This window comes from Rubrivirga sp. SAORIC476, from assembly GCF_002283555.1.
In the GTDB taxonomy this organism is placed as follows: Bacteria; Bacteroidota; Rhodothermia; order Rhodothermales; family Rubricoccaceae; genus Rubrivirga.
Map to the genome: position 1 here is coordinate 320,148 of NZ_MVOI01000003.1, position 25,759 is coordinate 345,906.

The 25,759-nt window shown below is 72.4% G+C and carries 23 protein-coding genes; 15 read left to right on the forward strand and 8 right to left on the reverse strand.

Annotation, left to right across the window (positions count from 1 at the left end; all coding sequences use genetic code 11):
- The first annotated feature begins 2 nt into the window (after positions 1-2).
- From B1759_RS03215 to B1759_RS03250, 8 genes are all read left to right on the forward strand, one after another.
- On the forward strand, positions 3-1,439 hold the full coding sequence (locus B1759_RS03215) for a multicopper oxidase family protein (RefSeq protein ID WP_198948735.1): 1,437 nt from the start codon (positions 3-5) through the stop codon (positions 1,437-1,439).
- Between the two features lie 97 nt (positions 1,440-1,536).
- The gene (locus B1759_RS03220; protein WP_095513596.1) at positions 1,537-1,989 is read left to right on the forward strand and encodes a DUF305 domain-containing protein; all 453 of its coding nucleotides are present in this window, start codon (positions 1,537-1,539) and stop codon (positions 1,987-1,989) included.
- A 111-nt stretch (positions 1,990-2,100) separates the two neighbouring features.
- Entirely contained in the window at positions 2,101-2,364 is a 264-nt protein-coding gene (locus B1759_RS03225) for a hypothetical protein (RefSeq protein WP_095513597.1), read from the forward strand.
- Between the two features lie 5 nt (positions 2,365-2,369).
- Positions 2,370-2,900 carry a DUF411 domain-containing protein gene (locus B1759_RS03230; protein WP_095513598.1) on the forward strand — a complete coding sequence of 177 codons (531 nt, stop codon included), beginning with the start codon at positions 2,370-2,372 and terminating at the stop codon, positions 2,898-2,900.
- A gap of 31 nt (positions 2,901-2,931) precedes the next feature.
- Entirely contained in the window at positions 2,932-4,128 is a 1,197-nt protein-coding gene (locus B1759_RS03235) for a sialidase family protein (RefSeq protein WP_095513599.1), read from the forward strand.
- A 65-nt stretch (positions 4,129-4,193) separates the two neighbouring features.
- On the forward strand, positions 4,194-4,598 hold the full coding sequence (locus tag B1759_RS03240; RefSeq protein ID WP_143537251.1) for a DUF6010 family protein: 405 nt from the start codon (positions 4,194-4,196) through the stop codon (positions 4,596-4,598).
- Between the two features lie 22 nt (positions 4,599-4,620).
- Positions 4,621-5,010 carry a DUF302 domain-containing protein gene (locus tag B1759_RS03245; RefSeq protein WP_095513601.1) on the forward strand — a complete coding sequence of 130 codons (390 nt, stop codon included), beginning with the start codon at positions 4,621-4,623 and terminating at the stop codon, positions 5,008-5,010.
- A 4-nt stretch (positions 5,011-5,014) separates the two neighbouring features.
- On the forward strand, positions 5,015-5,995 hold the full coding sequence (locus B1759_RS03250; protein ID WP_095513602.1) for a zinc-dependent alcohol dehydrogenase family protein: 981 nt from the start codon (positions 5,015-5,017) through the stop codon (positions 5,993-5,995).
- Positions 5,996-6,026: 31 nt separating this feature from the next.
- Here B1759_RS03250 and B1759_RS03255 read toward each other — a convergent pair whose 3' ends face one another.
- Both B1759_RS03255 and B1759_RS03260 read right to left on the reverse strand, forming a co-directional pair.
- Complete coding sequence (locus tag B1759_RS03255) at positions 6,027-7,139, reverse strand: ATP-grasp domain-containing protein (RefSeq protein ID WP_143537252.1); 1,113 nt, start codon at positions 7,137-7,139, stop codon at positions 6,027-6,029.
- A 14-nt stretch (positions 7,140-7,153) separates the two neighbouring features.
- Positions 7,154-8,548: an aminopeptidase P family protein gene (locus B1759_RS03260; RefSeq protein ID WP_095513604.1), complete on the reverse strand. Its 1,395-nt coding sequence runs from the start codon at positions 8,546-8,548 to the stop codon at positions 7,154-7,156.
- 580 nt (positions 8,549-9,128) lie between these two features.
- Here B1759_RS03260 and B1759_RS03265 point away from each other — a divergent pair.
- From B1759_RS03265 to B1759_RS03280, 4 genes are all read left to right on the forward strand, one after another.
- Positions 9,129-10,268, forward strand: coding sequence for an efflux RND transporter periplasmic adaptor subunit (locus B1759_RS03265; RefSeq protein WP_095513605.1), 1,140 nt, complete (start codon positions 9,129-9,131; stop codon positions 10,266-10,268).
- Entirely contained in the window at positions 10,269-13,460 is a 3,192-nt protein-coding gene (locus B1759_RS03270) for an efflux RND transporter permease subunit (RefSeq protein ID WP_095513606.1), read from the forward strand.
- Between the two features lie 71 nt (positions 13,461-13,531).
- On the forward strand, positions 13,532-14,974 hold the full coding sequence (locus tag B1759_RS03275) for a TolC family protein (protein WP_143537253.1): 1,443 nt from the start codon (positions 13,532-13,534) through the stop codon (positions 14,972-14,974).
- A gap of 67 nt (positions 14,975-15,041) precedes the next feature.
- Entirely contained in the window at positions 15,042-15,515 is a 474-nt protein-coding gene (locus B1759_RS03280) for an SRPBCC family protein (protein ID WP_198948736.1), read from the forward strand.
- Between the two features lie 27 nt (positions 15,516-15,542).
- Here the strand turns inward: B1759_RS03280 and B1759_RS03285 are convergent, their stop codons facing one another.
- On the reverse strand, positions 15,543-15,911 hold the full coding sequence (locus B1759_RS03285; RefSeq protein WP_095513608.1) for an iron chaperone: 369 nt from the start codon (positions 15,909-15,911) through the stop codon (positions 15,543-15,545).
- A gap of 87 nt (positions 15,912-15,998) precedes the next feature.
- On the reverse strand, positions 15,999-17,747 hold the full coding sequence (locus B1759_RS03290; protein ID WP_095513609.1) for a DUF885 family protein: 1,749 nt from the start codon (positions 17,745-17,747) through the stop codon (positions 15,999-16,001).
- 673 nt (positions 17,748-18,420) lie between these two features.
- Here B1759_RS03290 and B1759_RS03295 point away from each other — a divergent pair.
- Genes B1759_RS03295 through B1759_RS03305 form a run of 3 tightly spaced genes read left to right on the forward strand, consistent with a single transcriptional unit; the run spans position 18,421 to position 20,690 of the window.
- Positions 18,421-18,861: a hypothetical protein gene (locus B1759_RS03295; RefSeq protein WP_095513610.1), complete on the forward strand. Its 441-nt coding sequence runs from the start codon at positions 18,421-18,423 to the stop codon at positions 18,859-18,861.
- Between the two features lie 23 nt (positions 18,862-18,884).
- Positions 18,885-19,460: a hypothetical protein gene (locus B1759_RS03300; RefSeq protein WP_095513611.1), complete on the forward strand. Its 576-nt coding sequence runs from the start codon at positions 18,885-18,887 to the stop codon at positions 19,458-19,460.
- Positions 19,461-19,490: 30 nt separating this feature from the next.
- Positions 19,491-20,690 carry a hypothetical protein gene (locus B1759_RS03305; RefSeq protein ID WP_095513612.1) on the forward strand — a complete coding sequence of 400 codons (1,200 nt, stop codon included), beginning with the start codon at positions 19,491-19,493 and terminating at the stop codon, positions 20,688-20,690.
- A 6-nt stretch (positions 20,691-20,696) separates the two neighbouring features.
- Here B1759_RS03305 and B1759_RS03310 read toward each other — a convergent pair whose 3' ends face one another.
- The 4 genes from B1759_RS03310 to B1759_RS03325 form a co-directional block, all read right to left on the reverse strand.
- The gene (locus tag B1759_RS03310) at positions 20,697-21,599 is read right to left on the reverse strand and encodes an aminotransferase class IV (RefSeq protein ID WP_095513613.1); all 903 of its coding nucleotides are present in this window, start codon (positions 21,597-21,599) and stop codon (positions 20,697-20,699) included.
- Positions 21,583-22,335, reverse strand: coding sequence for a sulfotransferase family protein (locus tag B1759_RS03315; RefSeq protein WP_095513614.1), 753 nt, complete (start codon positions 22,333-22,335; stop codon positions 21,583-21,585). The genes B1759_RS03310 and B1759_RS03315 overlap by 17 nt, the downstream gene beginning before the upstream one ends.
- A gap of 88 nt (positions 22,336-22,423) precedes the next feature.
- A complete protein-coding gene (locus B1759_RS03320; RefSeq protein WP_095513615.1) occupies positions 22,424-23,959 on the reverse strand; it encodes a caspase family protein in 1,536 nt (511 codons plus the stop codon).
- On the reverse strand, positions 23,959-25,743 hold the full coding sequence (locus B1759_RS03325) for an SUMF1/EgtB/PvdO family nonheme iron enzyme (protein ID WP_095513616.1): 1,785 nt from the start codon (positions 25,741-25,743) through the stop codon (positions 23,959-23,961). The genes B1759_RS03320 and B1759_RS03325 overlap by 1 nt, the downstream gene beginning before the upstream one ends.
- Between the last annotated feature and the right edge of the window lie 16 nt (positions 25,744-25,759).

Sequence of the window (25,759 nt, forward strand, 5' to 3'; positions counted from 1 at the left end):
CCATGTCCACCTACACTCGCCGCGACTGGATGAAGGCCAGCGCCGTCGCCCTGGGCGGCGCCGCAGTCGGCCGCGCGTCCCGCGCCACCCCGCTGCCCGTCACCTGGGACCCCGTCGCTGCCGCCGACTCGATCGCCGCCGACTCCGTCGCTGCCGCAAACGTGGCCGCGACGACCCCCGACTCGCTCCCCGCCCTGGCTCCCCCGACCTCGGCCCCGGGGCAGGCACGGCGCCGCTCGCTGGCGACGCCCGTCGACGGGGACCGGCCCAACCGCGTTGATACACCCAACGGCTCCGCGCTGACCGGCCGCCAGGCGGACGACGGCGCCTGGGTCTACCACCTCACCGCCGAGGAGGTCGAGCACGCGTTCGCGCCGGGCCTCACCGCCACCTGCTGGGGCTACAACGGCCAGGTCCACGGCCCGACCTTGGAGGCCGTCGAGGGTGACCGCGTCCGCATCTACGTGACCAACCGCCTCGGCGTCGCCACGACCGTCCACTGGCACGGCGTCTTCCTCCCGAGCGGCATGGACGGCGTCGGCGGGCTGAGCCAGGCGCCCATCGCACCCGGTGAGACGTTCCTCTACGAGTTCCCGATCACGCAGAGCGGAACGTTCATGTACCACTCGCACCACGACGAGATGACCCAGATCGCGCTGGGCCTGACGGGCATGTTCGTCGTCCACCCGAGGCGGGGGGCCGACGTGGATCGCGACGTCGCCTTCATGCTCCACGAGTGGCTCGTGGAACCCGGCACGAGCCGACCGGACCCGAACGCGATGTCGGACTTCAACGTCCTCACCATGAACGCGCGCGCGTTCCCCGGCACCGACCCCATCGTCGTCGGCCACAACGACCGGGTCCGGTTTCGCTTCGGCAACCTCTCGCCGATGGATCACCACCCGATCCACCTCCACGGGCACTACTGGACGATCGTCGGCACCGACGGCGGCGCGATCCCGGCGGCCGGGCGGTGGCCCGAGACGACGGTCCTCGTCCCCACCGGCAGCACGCGTACCGTCGAGTGGACCGCCGACGCGCTCGGCGACTGGGCCATGCACTGCCACATGACGCACCACGTCATGAACCAGATGGGCCACGGCACCCCCAACATGGTCGGCGTCGACGCCCGCGCCCTCGACCGGTCGGTCCAGCCGCTCGCGCCCGGGTACATGGCGATGGGCGAGAACGGCATGGACGAGCACGGCTCGCACGTCGAGCAGGGCCACATGCCGGTCCCCGAGAACTCGATCCCGATGGTCGGCGCCGCCGGACCGTTCGGCTACATCACCATGGGCGGCATGTACACCAACGTCAAGGTTCGCCCGAAGCCCGTGGACGTGACCGCCGACCCTGGCTGGTACGACCACCCTGCGGGCACCGTCGCCCGCGCGGTTTCCGCCGAGCAGGCCGCTCGCGACGGCGTCCGCCTCACCTGATCTCGCCCTCCTGCGGCTGCTGGAGGCGCCGCGAGGACTCGAACGTGTCCCGCGGCGCCTCGTCTGGCGGCAGGCTCCCCCTCACCTCCCTGCTCCCATGAAGCCCTCCTATCTCCGCTTCTTTGCGATGATCGCCACCTCGACCCTGGTGATGCTCGCGCTCATGTACTCGACCGTCTATAGCCTCGACCACATCTGGTGGAGCCAGACGAAGGCCTGGATGGCGCTCTACATGGGCGCCGCGATGGCCGTGGTCATGCTGGCCTTCATGCTCGGCATGTACACCGACCCGAAGAAGAACCTCGCCATCGTTGTCGGCAGCGTGGTTGTGTTCGCCGCCAGCTTCTACCTCGTCCGCGCCCAGACGACCGTGGACGACGTGGCGTGGATGAAGGCGATGATCCCGCACCATTCGATCGCGATCCTGACGAGCGAGCGCGCCCAGATCTCCGACCCGCGTGTCCGCGCGCTGGCCGATGGCATCATTGAGGCCCAGCGGCGCGAAATCGCCGAGATGGAAGCCCTCATCGACAGTCTGGAGGCGCGGTAGGCCGCCGCGCGCGGCACGATGCGATCTTCCCGAAGAGCCCCGCCTCGCCGACGCCCTCTCGAACCCTGCGAGGCGCCCCGCGTCCCACGTACGACACTTCCCCGCCCACCGATGTCTCTCCGCTCGACCGCCCTGCTCGCCCTCGTCGCCCTCGCCGGCTGCCAGTGGTCGGGCCGCCCCGATGGCGCCTCCGCCAACCACTCCAACCGCGACGGGTACTCCGACGATGCGCTCGGCTCGCCCCTCCAGGGCACCGAGGCCGAGGTCGTCGTCCCGCTGGGCGAGCCGCTCCCCGCGCCCGCCGTGACCGAGACGCCCGACGCCATGACGGCCCCCGCCGAGGACGCCGCCCCCGAGACCGCCACCGACCAGTAATCCCCATGCGCTTCCTCCTCCTGCTCCCACTGCTCGCCCTCACCGCCTGCCAGCTGACCGACTCGTCGGCCGCGCCGTCGGACCCTGCCGCCGCCCCCGCTGCGGAGCCCGTGGTCGTCCAGACCGCCGCGCTCGTCGGCCCCGACGCGCCGACGCTGACGGTATACAAGAGCCCCACGTGCGGCTGCTGCTCGATGTGGGTCGAGCACATGGAGGCCGCGGGCTTCCAGGTCGAGGCCGTCGACCGCGACGACATGGCTGCAGTCAAGGACAGCCTCGGCCTCCCCTCCGACCTCTCGTCGTGCCACACGGGCGTGATCGACGGCTACGTGATCGAGGGCCACGTGCCCGCCGAGCAGGTCGCGCGCCTGATCGAAGAGAAGCCCGAGGCGCTGGGCCTGGCCGTCCCCGGCATGCCGATCGGCTCGCCGGGCATGGAACAGGGCGACCGCCGCGACGCGTACGACGTGCTCGTGGTCGGCTCGGGGGGCGAGGCGGCGGTCTACACACACATCGAAGGCAACACGCAGCCGTAGGCGTGCGTCGGGGCACGGCGTAGACTGCGCCATGCCCCGACGCCTCCTCCTACTGGTCGCCACCGCGCTCGCGGCCTGCGGCGACGCTCCGCCCCCCGACGCTCCCGCCAAGGCGATCCCACTCGTCGACGGTGCGGTCGACGTCCCCGCCGACACCGGGGCCGTCGCCCCCCGCCTCGTCACGGACGCCGAGGGCCGCCCGGTGCTCACGTGGGTCGAGCCCACCGCGACCGGCCACGCGCTCCGCCTCTCCCGGTGGACCGGCGACGGGTGGTCCCCCGCCGACACCCGCGCCGAGGGCGCCGACTGGTTCGTCAACTGGGCCGACACGCCGGGGGTGGTGCCCCGCAGCGACGGGCTGATGCTCGCCCACACGCTCGTCATGCACCCGGACGGCGGCGTCTACGCCTATGACATCGGTGTCGAGATGCCGAACGGCACTGGGGCCTTGCTCAACACGGATGGGGTCGCGGCCGAGCACGGGTTCGTGTCCGGCGTCCCGCTCGCCGACGCGCGGACGGCCCTTGTCTGGCTCGACGGTCGCGAGCAGGGGGAAGGCCACGGCCACCACGCGGGCGCGATGACCCTCCGCACGGCCACCCTGTCCGCCGACGGCACGCGGAGCGGCGAGGCCGTCCTGGACGAGCGCACCTGCGACTGCTGCCCGACGACCGCCGTCGCCACGCCATCTGGCCTCGTCGTCGCCTACCGCGACCGGAGTGAGGACGAGATCCGCGACATCGCCGTCGTCCGTCAGGTCAATGGCGCGTGGACTGCGCCCACCATCCCCCATGCCGACGGCTGGCGCATCGAAGGCTGCCCCGTCAACGGCCCCGCACTGGCCGCCTCGGGCGACCGCGTGGCGCTGGCGTGGTTCACCGGCGGCGACGCGACGCGCGTCTGGCTGGCCGTCTCCGAAGACGCCGGAGCGACCTGGGGCGAGCGCGTCCGCATCGACGGCGGGGCACCCATCGGCCGCGTCGGCGTGTCGATGCTGGCGGACGGCAGCGCGACGGTGAGCTGGCTGGAGGGCGTCGGCGAGGCCGCCGAGCTTCGCGTTCGCCGCGTCGGCAGCGACGGGTCGCTGCGCCCCGCCGTGACCGTGGCGACGGTCGACAGCGGACGGGCGAGCGGGGTCCCGCAGATCGTGGCCCTCGGCGACCAGGCGCTCGTGGCGTGGACCGATCCTGCCGCCGGGACGGTGCGCTCGGCTGTGGTGACGCCGTAGCAGAGGAATCCTCGACCGGGGGACCGGGCGTAGACCCGATCCCCGCCTTCCCCGTCATGCTCGCCGTGGGTCTGCTCGTTCCCAACTGGCCCGTGCTGAGTTTCCTGCTCGGCGTCGTCCTCGCGCTCGTCTACGTCCGCCTCGGTCGGCGGCTGCGGGGGCGCAACGCCCGGGTGTGGTGGGCGGCCGGGCTCGTGGCCGCGGCGGCCCTGTACGTCGTGTTCGCGCTCGCTCGCGGCGACGTGGCCGGCGCCGCGCTGGAGATGATCGGCGTGACGCTGGTGGGCGTGGCGGTGCGGATGGGGCTCCGCGGCGACCTCCGCTGGCTCGCGGCCGGATGGCTGCTGCACCCGCTCTGGGACCTCGGCGTCCACCCGCCGCTGGAGGCGCCGCCGCTCTACGTCTGGCTCTGCCTCTCGTTCGACGCCGTCGTCGGGATCGCGCTCTACCTCCAGGCCGTCCGCAACTGACACCCCTCTCCTTCCCTCCCTCATGGCCGACTACACCTTCTCCCGCACCCTCGACGCCGACCTCGCGACCGCCGAGGCGCGCACCCGCGCCGCGCTCTCCGACGAGGGCTTCGGCGTCCTCACCGAGATCGACATCCAGGCCACCATGAAGGCCAAGCTGGACGCCGACGTGACGGGCTACACCATCCTGGGCGCCTGCAACCCGCCGCTCGCGTTCCAGGCGATGCAGGCCGAGCCGCGCATCGGCGCGATGCTGCCGTGCAACGTCATCCTGCGCGACGTGGGCGACGGGCAGACGGAGGTCTCGGCCATCGACCCGGTCGCCAGCATGGCCGCCATCGACAACGCCGACCTGGGGACCGTCGCCACCGAGGTCCGCGAGCGGCTCCAGCGCGTCGTCGCGGCGCTCTAGGCCGATGCGCGCGCTCCGCTTTCACCGCCACGGCCCGCCCGCCGAGGTCCTCCGCCTCGACGACGTACCGACGCCCGAGCCCGGCCCCGGCGAGGTCCGCCTCCGGCTCACGCACCGCCCCCTCCACCCGGCCGACCTCTCGATGGTGCGCGGCACCTACGGCCGCTCGCGCGACCTGCCCGCCGTCGGCGGCAACGAGGGGTTCGGCGTCATCGACGCCGTCGGCGAGGGCGTGGCCGATCTCGCCGTCGGGCAGCGCGCGATCAAGCTCGGCGAGGCGCCGACGTGGCAGGAGGCCGTCGTGCTCCCCGAGGCCGACGTGTTCGCGGTCCCGGACGCGCTCTCGGACACCGACGCGGCCCAGCTCTTCGTCAACCCGCTGACGGCGTGGCTGCTGCACGGGGCCGCCCCGCCCCGCCTCGGCGACGTGCTGGTGCAGACCGCGGGCGCGAGCGCCGTCGCCCGGATCGCGGCCCAGATGGCGGTCCGCGCCGGCGCCCGCGCGGTGTCCATCGTCCGCCGGGACGACCACCGAGACCGCCTCGAAGCCCTCGGCGTCCATGTCGTCGTGGCCGACGCGAACACGTCGGAGACACGGGCCGCACTCCGCGAGGCCGTCGGCGCGGACGGCGCGGCGGCGGTGTTCGACCCCGTCGCGGGCGAGGTCGGCGCGCTGGCCCTGTCGGCCCTGCGAGACGGCGGCACGCACATCGTCTACGGCGCGCTGAGCGGCGAGCCGCTGCCCGTCTCCCCGGCCGCGCTCATCTACCGGGACGTGACGGTCCGCGGCGTCTGGCGCACCCAGTGGGCCTCTCGCGCTCCCTCCGACACGATCCACGACACCCTCCGGGTCCTCACCGCCTTCGCCGTCGCGGGCGCCTACACGCTCCCGGTGGACGCGACCTACGACCTCGGCGACGCCACCGAGGCGGTCGGCGCCGCCCTGGCGCACGGCCGCTGGGGCAAGGTGCTGCTGACCGGGTGAGGGCGTCGGGGTGAGAGACCACCCGTCTCCGTCACGCGGCCACCTCCACCCGGATCGCCGCCGTCGCCTCGGCGAGGCGGGCCTGCGCCTCCTCTGCCGTCGCGCCCGTCACGATCACGTGGCCGATCTCCTGGCCCGTCCCGACCCGCGGCCCCACGGCGTCCCCCGGGCGGACGCGGAGCGACACCGCTTCGACGCCAGGAAGCGACCGCGCCTCCTCCAGGCCGTCGGCGGCGAGGACCGTCCCTTCGCCGGGGTGGAGGATCTGGACGGCCGCGACTCGACCCGCCTGGGTGGGCACATCGACCGGCTCGCCGAGCGCGACGCGCAGCACCGCCTCCCACGGGTCGAACGCGTAGGCCTGCTCGATCAGCCGCATCAGGTGACCACCGGGCGGACGGATGGCCAGCTCGCCGAACACCGGGCCGTCGGGCGTGAGGAACAGTTCGAGGTGCGTCATGCCGGTCGTCACGCCGAGCGCGACGCGGGCCGCCTCGGCGTGAACGCGGACGGCGTCGAGGTCGGCCGCCGAGAGCGGCGCTGGGGCTAGGCTCGCCCAGGCCGGTTCGAGGTACGCCGTCGGGTTGACGAACACCGTGCGGCCGTCCACCACCAGCGTCTCGACGCTCATCTCGACGCCCTCCACGAACGATTCGGCCATCCAGCCGCCCGGCAGGCGGTCCGGTACGTCGGCGGCGTCGCGGACGACGCGCGTCCCCCGTCCGCCGGAGCCGACGGCGGCCTTGAGCACCATCGGCAGGCCGAGGCGGTCGGCCAGGTCGGCGCCTGAGAGTCCCTCCTCCGCCTCGACCACGTCGGCGCAGCGCAGGCCGGCGGCGCGAACGGCCCGCTTCATGGCCCGCTTGTCGCTGCACCGGACGGCCGTGTCCAGCGCGCACCCGGGATGCCCCAGCGCCTCCCGAAGATGGGCCGCGGGAACGACCGCGCGCTCTGCCAGCCCGACCACCGCGGCGGGGTCCAGCGCCGCGATGGCGTCGACGTGGTCGAGCACTTCTTCGAAGGGGGCCTCCACGACCGCCGCGAGCCGCGCCGCCGTCGTCCGCCCCGGCGGGGTGTCGACCACCGCGATCACCGGGCGCCCCAGCCGCTCGGCCGCGTCGAGCGCGCCCGGGCGGAGCCCCACGGAGACCACGGGCCTCACGCCGTGCCGCTCTGGACGACCGCCTCCACGTCCACAATCGACTTGGGGATGCCCGGCCCGAGCACCCGGTGCCCGTCGTCCGTGATCAGCACGTCGTCTTCGATGCGGACGCCGCCGAAGCCGACCCACGAGGCCGCCTCGTCGTAGTCGACGAACTCCGCGAAGCGGTTCTCGGAGCGCCAGAGCTCGATCAGGACACCGTTGAAATACAGGCCTGGCTCCACCGTCATCACGTGGCCGGGCCGCAGCTCGCGCGCGAAGCGGAGGTACTGCGTCCCGAACTGAGTGCTGCGGGTGAACCCGTTCCCGTAGCCGACGCGGTCCTCGCCGAGCCCTTCGAGGTCGTGCACGTCCAGGCCCATCGGGTGGCCGAGTCCGTGATGGAAGAAGAGCGCGTGCGCGCCCTGCGCGACGATCTCGTCGACGTCGCCGCGGAGCAGACCGAGGCCGACGAGGCCGGTCGCGAGGGTCCGGCTGGCGAGGTCGTGGAGGTCGCGGAACGGGACGCCAGGGGCGCAGCCCGCGATGCACGCCTCCTGTGCCTCGAGCACCAGCTCGTAGATGGCCCGCTGGCGGTCCGAGAAGGTCCCTCCCACCGGCGAGCACCGGGTGATGTCCGAGCAGTAGCCCGACTCCGGCGCCACGCAGCCGACATCGTGGAGGAGCAGCTCGCCCGCCTCCAGGGTGTGCGGTCCGGCGTGGTGGTGCGGGACTTCGCCGCGCGTCGTAATGATGGCCGGGAACGAGAGCACGGCGCCGCGCGAGGCCGCCGCGGCCTGCACCGCCGCGGCGACCTCGAACTCCGTCCGCCCCGGCTGTGCCATCCACATGGCCGTGCGGTGGACCTCGTCGGCGAGGGTGAGGGCGTACTCGATCTCGGATACCTCCTCGGCCGTCTTGACGAGCCGCTGCGCGATCACGGCGTCCATCAGCGCCTCCGACGGCGTGACCGCCTCGGGCGCGACGCCGAGCAGGCCCGCCAGCCGGACACGCTGGGCCGCCCGGTACGGAGGGAGCGTGTGGATCGTGCGGCCCGAACGCTGGGCCGTGGCGACGGCAGCAGCCAGCGCCTCCGGAGGCGCCGTGTGGGAGATGCCGGCGGCCTGCGCGCGCTCGACCACGCTCGGACGCTCGCCGTCCCACACCCGGTCCTCCATGGTCGCCTCGCGGCCGTACAGGGTCGTCTCGCCGGTCTCCGCGTCCAGGGTGAGCGCGAGGCCGGGCGCGTCGGCCCGGCCGTAGTACCGGAATGAGCCGTCCTGCCTGAAGTCGTACAGGTTGGCGGCGTAGTTCATCGGCATCGCCTCGTTGCCGAGGAGGACGATGAGGCCGGAGCCGACCGCCTGCGCGAGCGCAGCTCGGCGAGCGGAGAAGGTGTCGGGAGAGAACATGAGGGGGGTGCCAGGGGGAAAGGCCAAGCTACCCGTTCCTCTCCGCAGGGGTGACCCCGAGCAGGCTGACGGCCAGGTCTCCGAATACGCCACCGGGCGACCAGAACCGTCATGGAGGGCAGAAATCGAGTCCTCGGCGCCATCACTTCCACCATCTATACAGATGCATTCCCAGCCACACCTTTCCATTTCTCCCAACCTCCACCCCCCTTTTGCCAGCCCTGCGCGGTTCGGCTCCCTTCGGGCGCGCTCGTCCTCGCCTTGTCCACCGCCCGTCACCGATGCCCTGCCCCCTTCGCTCTCGGGCTGGCTCCCATCCGAGTGCTCCTTGCCCACGGCGGCCCCCAGGCTGAGGACTAGCCCCTGCTCAACCTCGGGCGTCGTCGGGAGAGGACTGGCAGATGCGTACCCAGCGTTCGCCCGCGTCCGCCTCGACGCGTTCACCGGGCGCCGAAAGTGCGGTTGGTGAGCGGGGGCGTGCCATCCATGACACGATCCGTCAGGAAAGGCCCTGCGGAGGCGTCCGGGACGAACTTGGGACCATCGCCCCGGTACCAGCCGCCCTCGTCCCCCCTCTCGCGTGGCGCTCACTCGCCCTCAGAAAACCGCCCTCTGGACCGGCGTCGGCCTGCTGGCCGTCGCCCTGCTCCTTTTGCCCCGCTTCGTCGGCGGCGACGCCGAGGCGGAGCCGACCGCGGACGCGCCGCGCGGCGCCGACACGCTGACGGTGACCGTCGCCCCGGTGTCGATGGAGTTGCTGGAGGACCGCGTCACGACGACCGGCACGCTGCTGCCCTGGGAGGCCGTCGAGGTGCGTGCCGAGGTGGCGGGCCGCGTGACCGCGATCAACTTCTCGGAAGGCTCGGCGGTGGGCCAGGGCCAGACGCTCGTCTCGCTCGACGCGGAGGTGCTGCGGGCGCAGATCGAGGGCGCTCGGGCGCGGCGTGACCTCGCGGGCGTGCAGGCCCGGCGCTACCGGGAGCTGTTCGAGATCGGCGGGCTGAGCCGACAGGAGCTGGACCAGGCCGAGAGCGAGGCGCGCGTGCTGGACGCCGAGCTGGCCCAACTGGCCGCCGAGGTGCGCCGTCGGCAGGTGGTGGCGCCCTTTGCGGGCCAGATCGGGCTCCGGCAGGTCAGCGTCGGCGCGTACGTCGCCCCCGGCGACCCCATCGCGACGCTCCGCGTGACCGGCCAGCTCCGGCTGGAGTTCACCGTCCCGGAGCGCTACCTCGGTCAGATCCGCACCGGCTCGCCGGTCCGCTTCCGCGTCCCCGGCCAGGAGGACGACTTCGTGGCCACGGTCTATGCCACCGAGCCCAACGTGGACGCCGCCACGCGGGCCTTCACCGTCCGAGCGCGGGTCCGCAACCCCGGCGGGGTCCTGGTGCCGGGCGCCTTCGCCGAGGTGGCCCTCGTGCTGGACGAGATCCTCGAGGCGCTGCTCGTCCCGACCGCCGCCCTCATCACGGGGGCGGACAGCACGACCGTCTTCGTCGTCCGCGACGGCACCGCCGTTCCGCGCGCCGTGACGACCGGCGTCCGCACGGCCGACCGGATCCAGGTCACGAGCGGCCTCACCCCGGACGACGTGGTGCTCACGTCGGGCCTCAACCAGGTCCGCCCCGGCCAGGCCATCCGCACCGGCGGCGCCTTCGACCCGACGCAGGTGCGCCCCGCGAGCACGGCGCCCGAGGGCCGCGCCTACCAGACGGCCGACTAGATGGCCTCGCTCTACGACGTCTCGGTCCGCCGCCCCGTCTTCGCGACGGTGATGTCGCTGACGATCCTGATCGGCGGGGTGATCGGGTACCAGCGGCTGGGCGTGCGCGAGTACCCGATCGTCGAGACGCCGGTGATCTCGGTGTCGACGAGCCTGCGCGGTGCCAACGCGGCCGTCATCGAGAGCCAGGTGACCGAGCCCATCGAGGAGTCGGTCAACGCCATCGACGGCATCCGGTCGATCACGAGCACGAGCAACGAGGGCCGGAGCACGGTGCGCGTCGAGTTCGACCTCGGCGCCGACCTGGACCGGGCCGCGGCCGACGTGCGCGACCGCGTGTCCCGCGCCCGCGGCCGGATCCCGGACGAGGCCGAGGAGCCCGTCATCTCGAAGTCCAACTCGGACGGCCAGCCGGTCGTCTTCCTCAACCTGTCGTCCGAGCAGTACGACCTGCTGGAGCTGTCGGAGATCGCGGACAACTTCTTCGCCGAGCGCCTCCAGACGATCGACGGCGTCGCCTCGGTCGACATCTGGGGCGACAAGCGCTACGCGATGCGGATGTGGATCGACCCGGCGGCGCTGGCGGCTTACGGACTCACGCCGGGCGACGTGCAGCGGGCCGTCCAGGAGCAGAACGTCGAGCTGCCCGGCGGGCGCATTGAGGGAGACCAGGTGGAGCTGACCATCCGCCCGCTCACGCGGCTCTCGACCGTCGAGGAGTTCGAAAACCTGATCTTGAAGAACGACGGCACGTCGCTCGTGCGGTTCTCCGACGTGGGGCGCGTCGAGTTGGCCGCGCAGAACCAGCGGACGGTCCTCAAGCGCGACGGCGTCGCGATGGTGGGCGTCGTCCTCCGTCCCCTCGCCGACGCCAACGCCATCGACATTGTCGACGAGTTCTACCGGCGCGTGGACGACATCAAGGAGGACCTGCCGCCGGGCATCGAGATGGGCATCGGGTTCGACAACACCGAACCCATCCGAGCATCCATCGAGGAGGTCCGCGAGACGATCCTGATCGCGCTCGCCCTGGTCATCCTCGTCATCTTCGGCTTCCTGCGCGACTGGCGGACGACCCTCGTGCCGGTGGTCGTCATTCCGGTGTCGCTCGTGGGCGCCTTCGGCGTGATGGCGCTGGCCGGCTTCTCGATCAACGTGCTGACGCTGCTGGCGCTCGTGCTCGCCATCGGCCTCGTCGTGGACGACGCGATCGTGGTGCTGGAGAACATCTACGCCAAGATCGAGGACGGCATGGACCCGCTCCAGGCGGCCGTGGTGGGCACCAAGGAGATCTACATCGCCGTCATCGCGACGACGCTCGCGCTGGTGGCCGTCTTCCTGCCCATCATCTTCCAGAGCGGCGTGATCGGGGCGCTCTTCCGCGAGTTCGGGCTGACCATCGCGGCGGCGGTCGTGATCTCGTCGTTCGCCGCGCTCACGCTCACGCCGATGCTCTCGTCGAAGCTGCTCAAGCGGCGCGAGACGAAGCCGTGGCTCTACCGCAAGACGGAGCCCTTCTTCGAGCGGACCAACGACGCCTACCGCCGGACGCTGAGCGCCTTTCTGCGCGTCCGCTGGATGGCATTCGTGGTGATGGCGGTGGCGAGCGTCGGCGTGTGGTGGCTGTTCTCGAACCTGGAGAGCGAGCTGGCGCCCGCCGAGGACCGGTCGCAGATCCGCCTGTTCGCCAACGCGCCCCAGGGCCGCGGCTACGCCTACATGGACGCCTACACCGACGAGCTGATCGCGCTGATCCAGCGCGAGGTGCCCGAGGTGGAGGCGCTCATCTCGGTCACGTCGCCGGGCTTCGGGTCGTCGGGCTCGGTCAACTCGGCGTTCGCCAACCTCATCCTGGTGCCGCCGGACGAGCGGGAGCGAAGCCAGGACGACATCGCCAACGGCCTCCAGCGCGCCCTCGGCTCGCTGCCCGGCGCGCGCGTCAATGCGAGCCAGCCGGCGACCATCTCGACCTCGTCCGGCCGGGGCTCGCCGGTGCAGCTCGTGATTCAGGCGCCCAACCTGGTCGCTCTGCAGGACGCGCTCCCGGCCTTCCTGGAGGCCGCGGGCCAGGACCCCGCCTTCCAGTTCGTCCGCGCCGACCTGGAGTTCACGCTGCCCGAGTTGCAGATCGAGGTCGACCGCGACCGGGCGCAGGCGCTCGGGATCGCGCCGCTCGACGTGGCGCAGGCCCTCTCCGTCGCCCTCAGCGAGGGCCGCTATGGCTACTTCAACCGCAACGGCGAGCAGTACGAGATCATCGGCCAGCTGGAGCGCGAGGCGCGCGACACGCCGAACGCGCTGCAGGGGCTGTACGTCCGCAGCGCCGCCGGGCAGCCGATCCCTCTGTCCAACCTCGTCACGCTGACCGAGTCGGCCGCGCCGCCGCAGCTCTACCGCTTCAACCGGTTCACGGCCGCGACGGTCTCGGCCGAGCCCGCCGAGGGCGTCTCGCTGGGCGACGCCATCGACGCGATGGAGGCCGTCGCACGCGAGACGCTGCCGGTCGGCTTCTCGACCGCGCTGGACGGGCAGAGCCGCGACTTCCGGGAGTCAGGGGGCTCCATCCTGGTCGTCTTCGGGCTGGCGCTCGTGCTGATCTACCTCGTGCTGGCGGCCCAGTTCGAGAGCTTCCGCGACCCGATCACGATCCTGCTGACGGTCCCGCTGGCACTGCTCGGTGCGCTCGGCGCGCTGTGGGTGTTCGGGAGCACGCTCAACGTGTTCAGCCAGATCGGGCTCGTGATGCTGATCGGGCTCGTGACTAAAAACGGCATCCTGATCGTCGAGTTCGCCAAGCAGAAGCGAGAGGAGGGCATGGGCCGCCAGCAGGCCGCCGAGGAGGCATCGGCGGCGCGCTTCCGCCCGATCCTGATGACGGCCTTCTCGACCGTCCTCGGCACGCTCCCTATCGCGCTGGCGCTGGGCGCGGGCGCCGAGAGCCGCGTCCCGATGGGGCTGGCGGTAATCGGCGGCCTCGTGGTGGGCACGTTCCTGACGCTCTACGTCATCCCGGCGCTGTACACGTTCATCGCGAGCAAGGAGGTCGGGGTGGTCCCGCTGTCCGTCGCCGGCGACGGCGCGACGACGGCCATCCCCGAGCGGCCCGTCCGCCTCGGTCCCGAGACGGGCGGAGACGGGAGCGAGGCGGAGGCGCCCGCCGCGCTCATCGAACCCGACCGGGACGCCTCGTGACCGACCGGACGACGTTCTCGGCTTCGACCCGTCGCGGGGGGACGCGACGCGTTGCCTCCCTGCGGGCGGTGATGCGGGGCCTCCTGGCACTCGGGCTGGCCGTCGGCGCCCACGCCCAGCCGACCTCGCTGCGGCAGGACTCGATCCCGCCCCTCCCCGACTCGCTGCGCCTCTACGGCGGCACGCTCGCGACGCGCCCCCCGCTCCCCACGTTCTCGGTGCCCGACGGGGCGCTCCGGCTGACGCTCGACGAGGCCATCGCCGTCGCGGTCGCACGCAACCCCGGGCAGGCCATCTCGGCACTCGAAGCGGACCGCGCCCGCAACGACGTCACGCGCGGCAACGCGGGCTTCCTGCCGACGCTCGACGCCAGCGCGGGGCTCGCGGGCTCGCGCAGCGGCGCCTTCTTCAGCCGTTCCGACAGCACGGGCGCCAGCACCGGCAGCGTCCGGTCGTCCACCGTGCTCGACGCGGCCCTCGGGCTGGGCGTGACGCTGTCCGACGGCGGCCTGCGCGAGGCCACCTACCGCCGCCTCCAGGCCGACGCCCGCCGCCTCGCGCTCCTCGCCGACGCCGACGCCGAGGCACTCGCCCTCGACGTGTCGACGGCCTACCTCGACGTCGCCCGTCAGGCCGACCTCGCCGACGCCTTCGCCGAGGCGGTCGTGGTGTCGGAGGATCGGCTGCGGATCGCCCAGGCGGAGGTCCGCATCGGGACGGCGGCCGAGATCGAGGCGGCGCTCGCGCTGGCCGACTTCACCGCCGACCGGGCGGCGCTGCTCCGCCAGCAGGTCCAGCTCGCGGGCTCCCGCGCGGCCCTCGGCGGCCTGCTGGCGCTGCCCGACCCCGAGGCGATCGTCGTCACCGACTCGCTCTCCCTCGATGCTCCGCCCGACCTCGCGCGGTTGGTCACCGAGGCGGCCGAGGGCAACCGGCGCGTTCGCTCGTCACAGGTGGCCGAGGAGGTCGCCGCGCTCGGCATCGACCAGGTCCGCTCCGAGTACCGCCCGACCGTCCGCGCGACGGCGGGCGTGGGGCTGGCGGCGCTCGACAGCGGCTTCCTCCCGCCCAACGCCGAGCCGATCATCGGGCCGGACCTCCGCTACGGCATCACGGCGTCGATCCCGATCCTCGACGGCGGCGAGCGGCGGCGACGGCTCCAGAACGCCGAGATCGCGCTCCGCCAGTCCGAGCTGGCCACCGACGCGCTCCGGCTCTCGTCCCGCGCCCGGGCCGCCCAGCTCGCCGCGACGGCGCGCGGCTTCCGCGGCCTCGTCGAGCTGGAGACGCTCAACGAGCGGATCGCCCGCGAGAACGTGCGCGTGGCGCTGGCCCAGCTCCGGCTCGGGTTCATCTCCCCGGTCGACCTCCGCCTGATCCAGCTCGCGCTGGTCGACGTGCGCGTGCGCCGCGTCGAAGCCGTGTATCAGGCCCGCCTCGCCGAGGCCGAGTTGCGTCTCCTCGCTGGCGAGTTGCTGCCGGACGACCGACTGCCGCGGACCTCGGTGTACTGACGGCAGGCCCGCCTCGGGATCCGTATCGGCAGGGTAGCGTGAGGCTCTTTTCCCCGCCGACGCTCCCGTGGCCCTGACCCACCACCTGCATACGACCACCTGGCTCCCGCTGCCGCGCGCCGAGGTGTTCGCCTTCTTCGCCGACGCCGAGAACCTCGCCCGCATCACGCCGCCCGAGCTGGCCTTCGAGATCGTCACGCCGACGCCCATCGACATCCGCGAGGGCGCGCTGATCGATTACCGGCTGGGCCTGTTCGGCGTCCGCTTCGGGTGGCGGACCGAGATCATCCACTGGGAACCGCCGTACCGGTTCGTGGACCAGCAGTTGAACGGCCCGTACCGGCGCTGGCATCACACCCACACCTTCGTCGAGCGGGTCGGGCCCGACGGGCACCCGGGCACGCAGATGGACGACCTGGTCCGGTGGGAGCTGCCGCTGGCGCCGTTCGGGGAGGCGGCCTATCCGCTCGTCCGCCTCCAGCTCGCGCGCATCTTCGGGTACCGGCAGCAGAAGATCCGGGAGTTGCTCGGCGGCGGCTAGCCTCGGCCTGCCCGCACGACGCGGACGCTACCAGAACCCGTCGTCTTCCCGCTGCGCCACGACCTGGACGCGGTGCTCGGCGATCCGCCGAATCAGGTCCTCGGGCATCGGCTCGTCGTAGCCCACCTTGAGGAAGTTGGTGGTCGTCTTGTAGTCCCCGATCTCCTCCCGGAAGCGCTCCAGCGCCTCCGGCGTCGCCGCCAGGCTGACGTGGGCCTTATGGGCGGAGAACGAGAACAGGAACCGGGGCTCGACGAAGAAGGGCGCACCCCACTTGATCGCCTCCTGGGCGTCCGGCGCGGCGTCCTTCAGGATCGCGTACAGGCGCCGCAGGTGCGGGCGCCCCGCCTCGGGGGCGGCGTCGATGTACGCGGCGATGGTCGCAGATCGGGACATCGGTGTCGGGGCGGAGGGATCTGCAGGCAGGATACGCGGACTCACCTCGACACAGGCTCCCTCTGCGGCCTCACCGAGGCGGGAAGGTCACTGCCGCGCGATCCAGTCACGGACGACCGTCTCCAATACGCCCATCGGCAACTCGCCGTGGCCGAGCACCTCGTCGTGGAACGCCCGCACGTCGAAGCGCTCGCCCAGCGCGTCCTCGGCCTCGGTGCGCAGGCGGCGGATCGTGAGCTCGCCCATTTTGTAGCCCAGCGCCTGCCCCGGCCACCCGATGTAGCGGTCCACCTCGGTGCGGACCTCCAGCTCCGACAGCGCCGTGTTGGCACCCAGGTAATCGATGGCGTCCTGTCGGCTCCAGCCGAGCGCGTGCATCCCGGTGTCGACGACCAGGCGGCACGCGCGCCACATCTCGTAGGTCAGGCGGCCGAAGCGGCGGTACGGGTCGGTGTAGAAGCCCGCCTCCGTCCCGAGCGACTCGGCGTACAGACCCCAACCCTCCTCGTAGGCCGTCAGCACGAGGGCGCGGCGGAAGGCGGGCAGGTGGTCCAACTCCTGCGCCAGCGCGATCTGGAGGTGGTGGCCCGGCACGGCCTCGTGGAACGTCAGCGCCTCCAGCGCCCACGTCGGGCGGCTGGGCAGGTCGTACGTGTTGAGCCAGTAGACGCCCGGCACGCGCCCCCCGGCGGGCGGCTCGACGTAGAAGCCGGCCGTGAACGTCGGCGCGAGGAAGTCCGGCACGGGCTGGACGGTGTACGGCAGGCGTGGGAGGCGGCCGAAGAGCTGCGGCAGCTTCGCGTTCATCTGCATCGCGATCCACGCGCCCTCCCGGAGCAGCGCCTCCGGCGAGTCGGCCACGAACTGCGGGTCGGTGCGGAGGAACGTCAGGAAGTCGTCGAACGACCCCTCGAAGCCGACCTCCGCGATCACGGCCTCCATCTCGCCACGGATGCGGTCCACCTCGGCCAGCCCGATGTCGTGGACAGCGCGCGGCGTCACGTCGAGCGTGGTGAACTGGCGGACGCGCCACGCATAGGCTGCCTCGCCCCCCGGCAGGTCGCCGAGGCCGATCGTGGCGCGCGCACCGGGCAGGTACTCGCCCTCCATGAACGCCAGAAAGGCGGCGTAGCCGGGAACGACCGCCGTTTCAATCACGGCTCTCCCCTCCTCCATCAGGCGCGCCCGGTCCGCCTCGGGAAGGGTCGAGGGCAGCTCGGCGAGGGGAGCCCAGAAGACGCTCGCCTCGGGGTCGGCCACGACGTGTGCGGCGATGGTGGCGGGCAGGCCCTGGATGGCGACGGCGGGCAGCGTTCGCCCGGTGCGGAGCCCCTCGCGCATGTTGGCGATCTGGGCCTCCACGTGCGCGGGCCACGCGCGGAGGCGGGCGAGGTAGTTCTCGACCTCCGCGACCGTCGTCATCGGCATCTGGCTGGGCAGGCGGGTGAACGCGACGTGGAAGCCGTCCGACGCGGTCACCGGCATCAGCTCCGCGCCGAAGCGGTCCGCGTCGATCACGTCGTCCAGCATCGTGCGGAGGATGCCCGCCGTGATGCGTGCCTCGCCTTCCAGCGCGTCGGCGTCGATCGCGTCGAGTCGGTCGAGGAAGCGCGCGGCCTGTGCGGCGCGGGCGGCCCGCGCCTCCGCCGTCACGTCCTGGAGCCGGTCGTCGTGGTCCCTCACACCGACGTAGCTGGCGAACAGCGGGTCGTCGGCGAGGCGCCACGCCCACCACTCGGCCACGACGGACTCGACGGCCTCCACCTCGGTCGACCGCTGCGCCGAGGCGGAAAGGGTCAACAGCAGGGCGACGAGGGCGAGGACGGCAGCGCGCATAGCAGAGCGGGATGGACAACCGAACATAGGCGCCGCGTGTCCAGTGCGGACGGCGTAGATCCAGCGCGCCTCCTCGCCGTCTGCGGAGTGACGTCCTCCCAGCCTCGACGGGCGGTGGGGATCAGCCTGGCGGGCGGAGGTGCACGGCACGAGGCATAGAAGACGGTGAAGGGAACCGGCACCCACGGAAACCTTCGCTCTCGCCGACCGGACTCCAGGGGCCTCCTTCAGGAGCCACTCCTCATCGTCCTCCGCTCGACGCTCCGCACTCCCGACGAGGCAGACGCGACACAGATCGGAAACGATCACTCATCGAGGTCATTTCTACCCGCCCCTGCCGATGACCGATTCCTCTCTCCGTCGGGGCGGACCGCTCGCAGGGCGCGTGGCCCTGGCAAGCCGACGGCGGGCTCCAGCGCGCGACGTTCGCAGAGTAGCCCTCTCGGGGCTGAATCTCCCCATCCTGGCTGGCCGCGCGTCGCAGCCGAATGCCTCCCTCGCATTCCCGTCCTCGCCGGCAGCCACGAACCCCCACGACTCCGCGCGCCAGAAGCCGACGATTTGGGCGGTTCGAAAAGGAACGCCGACGTTCCGAATTGTAACGAGCGTCTCGAAAGAGGATTCAGGAACGCCTGGACCGACCGATGCTAGGGCTCGTCTTCTCCCTGGCTCCGTGATCCAAACCCTGCTCACCACCTGTGCACTCGCAAGTGCGCTGGTCCTCTCCCTCAGCGCGCGACAGGCCACGCACCACCGCACGGCGGAGTCCGAGCGAGGCGAGGTCGAGGTCCGCCTCGGGCAACTCGGCGGCGACTTGCTCGACTTCGGCGCCACGCTCCCCGTCGCGGCGGATGCGCCGCTGTCCGCCGACGGCGCCACCCTCTGGACCGCGACCTCGCTGGAGGAGTGGCATGGAATCGACGAGCGCGTCGACCTCCCGGCCGACCGTGCCACCCTGCCTGTCCAGGTGCGCGTGGGCGTGGAGACGGTCCGCAAGCAGGGGGACGCCTTCGTCCCGACGGCGAATGCGAGCCCGTTCCGCCGGGTTCAGGTGGAGTTGCAGAGCGTGATGGGCGCGACGGTGCGCCTCGAACGGATCTACGCTAGCCGCTGAGCGCTCCTCTCCCCCTCGCCAGTATGTGGGCTCTCCTCGACCACCTCAACGCCTCGATTCTGCTGTCGGCCGTGGTGCTGCTGTTCCTCGCCACGCAGATGGGCGGGCAGGAGGCCCAGATCGCGTCGACCATCCGTGCCTCGGGCACAGGCCTGTACGAGGCGGCGGACTGGATCGAGCGCGACCTCGCCAACCTCGGCGACGGCGTGGCCGAGGCCGACCCGGCGATCGTGGACTTCGCCTGGGACGGCGACACCCCCCGGTTCACGTTTCGGACGGGCAACGACACCACCCTGGCCGCGGCCGCCACGCTCGTCCTCTACGACCTCGCGCCGGGGGCGACCCCTGAGCACCGGGAGCTGCGGCGCTTCGTCGTGGACGGGGCCGATACCACCCTGACGGCACGGACTCCGGCGACGCTGCGCCTCGCCACGCTGACGCTCCTCGACGCGGCCGGGCAGCCCGTCCCGAGCGACGACCTCGGCCGCGCCCGGTCGGTCGCGGTCCACCTCTCGCTGGACCCTCCCCTGGGCGCCACCGACGGTGCGGTGGACTGGTCGCGGCGCTTCTTCCCTCTCGGCCTCGCTCAGAACGACTGACCGCCGCTTCACTCTTCGACCTTCGCTGCCGTGGGCAAATACGCACTCCTCCTCACGACCATCCTGTCGGCGTCCGGCGCCTTCACCCAGCTCAACCTGACCGAGGCCCATCAGGGCGAGACCTCGGAGCGCAGGGCTCACCAACTGGACCTTCTCGCACGTGAGGCGGCCCTGTCGGGGTATGCGGAGGCCCTCTACCTGATCGAGACGGAGCCGCTGGCCTCCCTCTCCAGCCGCTCCGGCACGCTGGCCGCGGGGCGCTACCACACGACGTTCGACGTCACGCTCGGCGCCCCGACGGAGGTCTACGTACGGGTTGAAGGCGCCGCCGAGGCGGGCGGGGACGCCACGCAGTACGTCATCGAGGCGCAGTTCCACGACCTCGACGGCGTCGAGGTGCCGACCCACCCGGACACGCTGCTGGCGCGCGTCCCGCCGTACCTCCGGTACGCGGCGCTCAGCGACGGCCCCCTCCGTCTGACCCTGATGCCGCGCATCCTCGGCGCCACGCACCAGGTCAACGCCAGCGTCCACACCAACGACGACCTGGACCTCGCGCTGTCGCTCGGCGCAATCCTTGGCCTCCAGGCCGTCCGCGGGTTCGGAACGTACGCGGGCGACCTATACAGCGTCCCGCTCCTCAGCGACCCCGAGAACGCGTTCCGCCCTGCGAGCAACCCGGACCTGCTGGACACCCTCCGCCCGTCCGACGTGGTCGAGATGCCGGAGATCGACGTGGACAGCCTCGCCCGATTCGCCACCGACACCCGGCCCGGAGGCCTCGAACTGCTCGGGACGATGGCGCTCGGCACGCGCGAGTCGCCCGAGATCATCCACGTCGAGGGTGATCTCGTGCTGGCCGATGTCCAGTTCGACGGCTACGGCGTGTTTCTCGTAGACGGGGCCCTGATCGTGGACGCGACGCTGCGGGGCGTCCTCAACGACCTTCTGGGTCGCCCCGAGAGCCGCGTCGCCTTCTACGTGGACGGCCCGATCCTCTTCAACGGCCTCGGCGACGTGCAGGGCCAGTTCGTCAGCAACGAGTCGATCACGTTCAGCGGGGCGGCGACGCTCTACGGCAACGTCGCCGCGGGCGGGTCGGTGAACTTCCTCGTCGCCCCGACGATCCGCTTCCTCCCGCCCTCCCCCGCCCTCACGACGCACCTCCCGGACGCGGTGCCGGTCTACGACCTGGAGCGGGTCGCGATGCGGGAGTGGGAGGTCAAGTGAGGCGGCCTACTCCACCACCCGCTCGCCCGTGCGCTGGACCTCGGCCGTGAACAGGTCCGTCAGGCGGCGCGTCATCTCCCCCACCTCGCCGTCGCCGATCGTGCGCCCGTCGAGGCGGGTGACGGCAGCCAGCTCGCCCATCGTGCCGGTGCAGAACATCTCGTCGGCGCGGTAGGCCTCGGGGAGCGAGAGGCGAGCGGTCCGCGCGGGGATGCCGTTCGCCGCGCACAGGTCGAGGACCGTCTGCCGCGTGATCCCCTCGGGGCAGGCGTCGGTGTGGCTGGTGAGCACCTCCCCGTTGCGGACCAGGAAGACGTGTGTGCCGTTGCACTCGGCGAGGAAGCCGTCGCGGTCGAGGAGCAGAGCGGCGTCGGCCCCGGCGGCGTTCGCCTCGATCTTGGCGAGGATCGACTGGAGCAGGTTGTTGGAGTGGATCTTCGGGTCGAGGCAGTCGGGCGGAAAGCGGCGAACCGACGAGGTCTGGAGCGTCAGTCCGTCCCGGCCATAGACGGGTGCTTTCCACTCGGCGAGCACGATGAGCGTCGGGCCCGACTGGTTGAGCCGTGGGTCCATGCCGGACGTGATTTTGGTGCCGCGCGACAGCGTCAGCCGGATGTGGACGCCGTCGCGCATCCCATTCGCCTCCAGCGTCTCGCGAAGGGCCGCCACGATCTCCTCCCGCGGCGGCACGCCTGCGATGGCGATAGCCTTCGCCGAGTCGACCATCCGGTCGAGGTGTTCGGTCAGGCGGAAGATCTTGCCGTCGTACAGGCGGAGGCCTTCCCAGACGCCGTCGCCGCCCTGGACGAGCGAGTCGAACGGCGACACGCCCGCCTCGTCGCGGTGCACGAGGCGCCCGCCGATGTGGACCATCAGGTCGGCGTTGCGAGGGTCAAACTGCTGGAGCATCGGGGAGTCGGAAGGAGGAGAGGTGGTCGAAGAGGGGAAGGCATGCGTCGAGCACCGGCCGCAGCCGGTCGGGCACCTCGGGGGCGTCGTCACGCGGGGCGCCGAAGCCCGTCGACGCCTCGACGGAGGCGTACCAGTGCGGTGCCCACGCGCCGTCGGTGGCGCGCGGACCGGGCGCCCACGTCAGCATGGCCGGGTCGAAGGCGAGTCCGAGGCGGGTGCAGAGCGTCCGCAGAACGCCTGCGGGATCCGCCAGCAGGTCGGCCGTATCCAGAACGGGAGGGGCGGTTCCATCCCGGTCGGCCATGCGGTCGAAGAGTTCGACCTGCTGCGGGAAGCCCGTGTCCGCGAGCGTCGGGTCCGGGGTGACGCGATCGAGTGAGACGAGGACGGCCGCCGGGTCGCGGATCAGAAACGCGTGGCGGAACGAGGGATGGTCGAGCCACTCCCGCCCGACGTGCGGCAGCAGGTGGTGGGCCATCTGCTTCTGGTACCACACGGCCGCTCCCCCCGGTGCCGGACCCGACAGCGTCTCGGCGACCGTCCGCCAGTCGGTCGGCTGCGAGGCGAGGACGGCGTCCCGGCCGGGGTGCTGGAGGCCGGTCGAGGCGAGGTAGGCCGCGTACAGCGGCTCGTCGACGACGGTGGTGTCGGCGCGGCTGCCCCACGACCGCATCAGGGCCGTCGAGAGGTTGCGCGGCCCGCTCCACATGGCGACGCGGACGGGCTCAGACATCGGTGCTGGACTCGACGCGGAACGGAAGGGCGTGGGGCATCGACGGGGGCGGAGGAGCCGGGAGTCTACGGCGCCCCCTCCCGTCGCGTCACTCCTCGGCGGGCACCTGCTCGGCCCAGGAGGCGAGGATGGCCTGCGCGTGCGTCTCGCCGAGACCTGCCGCGCGCTGGAGCCAGTCGCGGGCGCGGACCGCGTCGGCCGCGACGCCGCGGCCCTCGTGGAGCAGCACCCCGAGGCGCGTCATGGCGAGCGCGTCGCCCTGGAGGGCCGCCTGCTGGTAGAGATCTGCCGCTCGCTCGAGGTCTGCCGAGACGCCAGTGCCCGTCTCGTAGAGCGCGCCGAGGGCGCTCTGGGCAGCTGGGAGGCCCTGCGCCGCCGCGAGGCCGTACAGGCGGGCCGCCTCGGACACGTCGGCCGGGACGCCGGTGCCGTACTGGAGGAGCGTCGCGAGGTTGTGCTGAGCCATCGGCCGCCCCTGTGCCGCTGCGAGGCGGTAGAGCCGCGCCGCTTCGGCCGGGTCCGCCGCGACGCCGAGCCCGGTCTCGTAGGCGTAGCCCAGGTTGGTCTGAGCGCCCGCGTGGCCCAGGTCGGCCGCCGCGCGCAGCCACGACAGGCCCGAGGCGGGATCGGCGGGGACGCCGTCGCCGCGGAGCAGGAGCCAGCCGAGGACCGACTGGGCCTCCGCGTGGCCCGCCTCGGCAGCGGTGCGGAGCACCGTCACCACACCCGCGCTGTCGCCCGCCTCGATGCGCCGGAGGGCGGTGTCGACCCGCGCATTGAGCACGACGGCCGAGACGCCGGACTGCGGGGCCGGATCCACGACCAGCCCGTCGCCCTCCGCCGGGACGAAGTAGAACTCATCCCCGTACGAGCTGTTGATCCACGGCTCCTGCGTGCGGTCGCTCATCTCCATCACGCGGCTGTAGATGCGGCGCATCATGGCCGTCACCTCCAGACCCGGCGTGTAGACGTTCTCCAGGAAGGCTTGTGTGAACAGCCCGTTCCGGCCGGAGACGTTGTCGCTGGCGCGGTCCCCCGGCGAGGTCGCGAACGAGATCAGCGACCCCGTCGGCCCCTGGGGCGTCGCCCAGCCGCCCGCCGAGGACCGCCACGTCTGGAAGGGGTTGTCGCGGCAGGCGTCCAGGAAGATCATCTTGAACCGCGGGTTGGCGTCCTCCAGGATCCCCATCACCTCCCCGAGGGGGAGCGAGTTGTAGCGCATCTGCGACTCGGTGGCGATGTCCGCGTCGACGGGCAGCAGGTAGTTCTCGCCGTTCACCTGGACGCCGTGGCCGGCGTAGTAGAACAGCGCCACATCCGCTCCGGCAGCGTCCTGGGCGAAGGACCGCACGGCCTGGCCCATCTCCTCGTCGGTGAGGTCGGTGTAGCCGGAGACCGAGAAGCCGACCGCGTTCAAGGCGTCGGCGATGTCCCGCGCGTCGTTGGTCGCGTTCTGGAGCGCCGTGGCGTGCTGGTAGTCGGCGTTGCCGATGACGAGGGCCACACGGGCGCCCGCCTCGATGTCGAGACCGCGCATGACCTCCTGTGCAGCGACGGAGGGAGCGGCGAGCAGGAGCGCGAGCAGGAGGCCCGCCGGGCGGAGTCGGTGAGTCAGGGAGCGCATCAGTTCGAAGTCGGGACGAGCGGGCGGAGGACGCGGATGCCGATGTGGCCTCTCGGGTCGTTCGGGTCGGCGACCTGCGTGAGTTGGGAGACCAGCGTGCTGGGCGAGGTCGTGTAGGATCCGCCCGCGGCCTGGACGCTGCTCGGCTGGGCGTGACGCGACGCGAGCCACTCCCACACGTTGCCGACCATGTGGAGCAGGCCGAGGCCGTCGGGTTGGCCGTCGGTCGACGCGACGAGGCCCGCACGCCCGGACGCCGGGCGCAGGTTGGGCGCGCTCGCCTCGGCCGACGCGCCGACGCGGTAGGCCCAGGTCCACTCCCCGGCCGTCGGGAGGCGACCGCCCACCCAGGAGGCGTAGGCGCTCGCGCCCAGCCAGGTAGCGTCCACGACGGGCTGATCGGCGACGCCCTCCTTGGGCTGCCAGCCGTCGCGGCGGGTCTCTTCCAGGTACGCCGGGCGGCGGATCAGGAACGTCCGCGGCACCTCGTCCATCTGGTTCAGGAAGTCCGCGAACTGCGCGTTGGTGACCTCGGTGGTCGAAAGCAGGAAGCCCAGAGCCGAGACGTCGTCGGACACGAGCCGGGAGGTCGTCCGCGTCGCCGAGGTGCCGGGGATGAACGCGAACGCCAGCGTCACGTCCTCCACGCCCCCCGAGGCCGCGTGAGAGAGGTCGCGGAGCAGGGCGACCGCGGACGGGTCGGCGGGCAGGATCTCCAGGATCTCGCCCGCGGCGTCCACGAGCGACTCGGTGTCGCCCCGCTCGGCCGCCGAGGCGGCCTGGAGGCGGAGCACGGGCAGGTAGGCGCGCGAGGCCTCGCCCGCACTCGCCTCCTCGGCGATGGCGAGGTCGAGCGAGGTCAGCAGGGCCTGGGCCGCGGCCGGGTTCTGGCCTTCGGCGCGCAGGCGGACGAGGCAGGCGCGGGCGGGCTCGTACTCGGCGCGTCGGATCCGGCCGAGCGCCTCCTCCGAGAGCGCCGCCGTGTCGACCTCGCAGGTCGGGGCTTCCGGGTCGATCGATCGCTCGGCCACCTCGGGCTCGGGCTCCGGGGGCGCAGGCTCCGGCTCGGGCTCCGGCGGCGGCGGGGCCGGGCGCGGAGGCGGCAGGCGGACGGGCGGGGCCACGACCACCGGCTCGGGCTCGGGCATCCTCCAGCCCGTCGTGGGGGCGTCGGGGCGGGACGACACGCGGCCGAGCAGTCCGGCGACGAGGTCGGGGGAGATGGTCGCCGCGGCCACGAGCGCCGGGGCCACGGACGGCGGCGCGTTCCGCGAGGGCAACTCGCTGGTGAACACCTCGGTCGCGACCGGGACCGAGTGGGACTGCGTCTTCACCTCCCCGTTCTCGAAGCGGAACGTCAACGCGTAGTCGCCGGGCGGGACCCGAAGGCGCACCTTCGACTGGGCGACGAGCCTCCCGTCGAGTTCCACGCGCGTGCCTGCACGGGTGAAGACCACGAGCCAGCTCCCCGGCTGCCGGTCGACCGTCGTCGGCGTCAGCCGCCCTTCCTCGGCGAGCACGCGGACGGCGAACACCATGCACTGCGCCTCGCAGGAGTTTCCGGGCAGCGCCTCCGCCGTCGCCCCGTCGTCCCCGACGCGAAAGAGCGTCGTGGCGACCTCGACATCGCCCACGTCGTCGGCGGTGTAGAGCACAGCGCCGGGCGGGAAAGCCTCCGACACTGTCCAGGTCTGGCCGGGGGCGTCCTGCGCCGCACCGCTGACGGCCACGAGAGGTAGAGACGCCACCGCGAGGAGGCGGAGGGCGAGGCGAAGTCTGTCCATGAGTGAGCCGTCGTCG

What these genes read in the sequence shown, in the direction of transcription:
- B1759_RS03215 (WP_198948735.1), top strand. Translation starts at nt 3, where the DNA reads ATGTCCACCTACACTCGCCGCGACTGGATGAAGGCCAGCGCCGTCGCC.
- B1759_RS03220 (WP_095513596.1), top strand. Translation starts at nt 1,537, where the DNA reads ATGAAGCCCTCCTATCTCCGCTTCTTTGCGATGATCGCCACCTCGACC.
- B1759_RS03225 (WP_095513597.1), top strand. Translation starts at nt 2,101, where the DNA reads ATGTCTCTCCGCTCGACCGCCCTGCTCGCCCTCGTCGCCCTCGCCGGC.
- B1759_RS03230 (WP_095513598.1), top strand. Translation starts at nt 2,370, where the DNA reads ATGCGCTTCCTCCTCCTGCTCCCACTGCTCGCCCTCACCGCCTGCCAG.
- B1759_RS03235 (WP_095513599.1), top strand. Translation starts at nt 2,932, where the DNA reads ATGCCCCGACGCCTCCTCCTACTGGTCGCCACCGCGCTCGCGGCCTGC.
- B1759_RS03245 (WP_095513601.1), top strand. Translation starts at nt 4,621, where the DNA reads ATGGCCGACTACACCTTCTCCCGCACCCTCGACGCCGACCTCGCGACC.
- B1759_RS03250 (WP_095513602.1), top strand. Translation starts at nt 5,015, where the DNA reads ATGCGCGCGCTCCGCTTTCACCGCCACGGCCCGCCCGCCGAGGTCCTC.
- B1759_RS03260 (WP_095513604.1), bottom strand. Translation starts at nt 8,548, where the DNA reads ATGTTCTCTCCCGACACCTTCTCCGCTCGCCGAGCTGCGCTCGCGCAG.
- B1759_RS03270 (WP_095513606.1), top strand. Translation starts at nt 10,269, where the DNA reads ATGGCCTCGCTCTACGACGTCTCGGTCCGCCGCCCCGTCTTCGCGACG.
- B1759_RS03275 (WP_143537253.1), top strand. Translation starts at nt 13,532, where the DNA reads ATGCGGGGCCTCCTGGCACTCGGGCTGGCCGTCGGCGCCCACGCCCAG.
- B1759_RS03285 (WP_095513608.1), bottom strand. Translation starts at nt 15,911, where the DNA reads ATGTCCCGATCTGCGACCATCGCCGCGTACATCGACGCCGCCCCCGAG.
- B1759_RS03290 (WP_095513609.1), bottom strand. Translation starts at nt 17,747, where the DNA reads ATGCGCGCTGCCGTCCTCGCCCTCGTCGCCCTGCTGTTGACCCTTTCC.
- B1759_RS03300 (WP_095513611.1), top strand. Translation starts at nt 18,885, where the DNA reads ATGTGGGCTCTCCTCGACCACCTCAACGCCTCGATTCTGCTGTCGGCC.
- B1759_RS03310 (WP_095513613.1), bottom strand. Translation starts at nt 21,599, where the DNA reads ATGCTCCAGCAGTTTGACCCTCGCAACGCCGACCTGATGGTCCACATC.
- B1759_RS03315 (WP_095513614.1), bottom strand. Translation starts at nt 22,335, where the DNA reads ATGTCTGAGCCCGTCCGCGTCGCCATGTGGAGCGGGCCGCGCAACCTC.
- B1759_RS03320 (WP_095513615.1), bottom strand. Translation starts at nt 23,959, where the DNA reads ATGCGCTCCCTGACTCACCGACTCCGCCCGGCGGGCCTCCTGCTCGCG.
- B1759_RS03325 (WP_095513616.1), bottom strand. Translation starts at nt 25,743, where the DNA reads ATGGACAGACTTCGCCTCGCCCTCCGCCTCCTCGCGGTGGCGTCTCTA.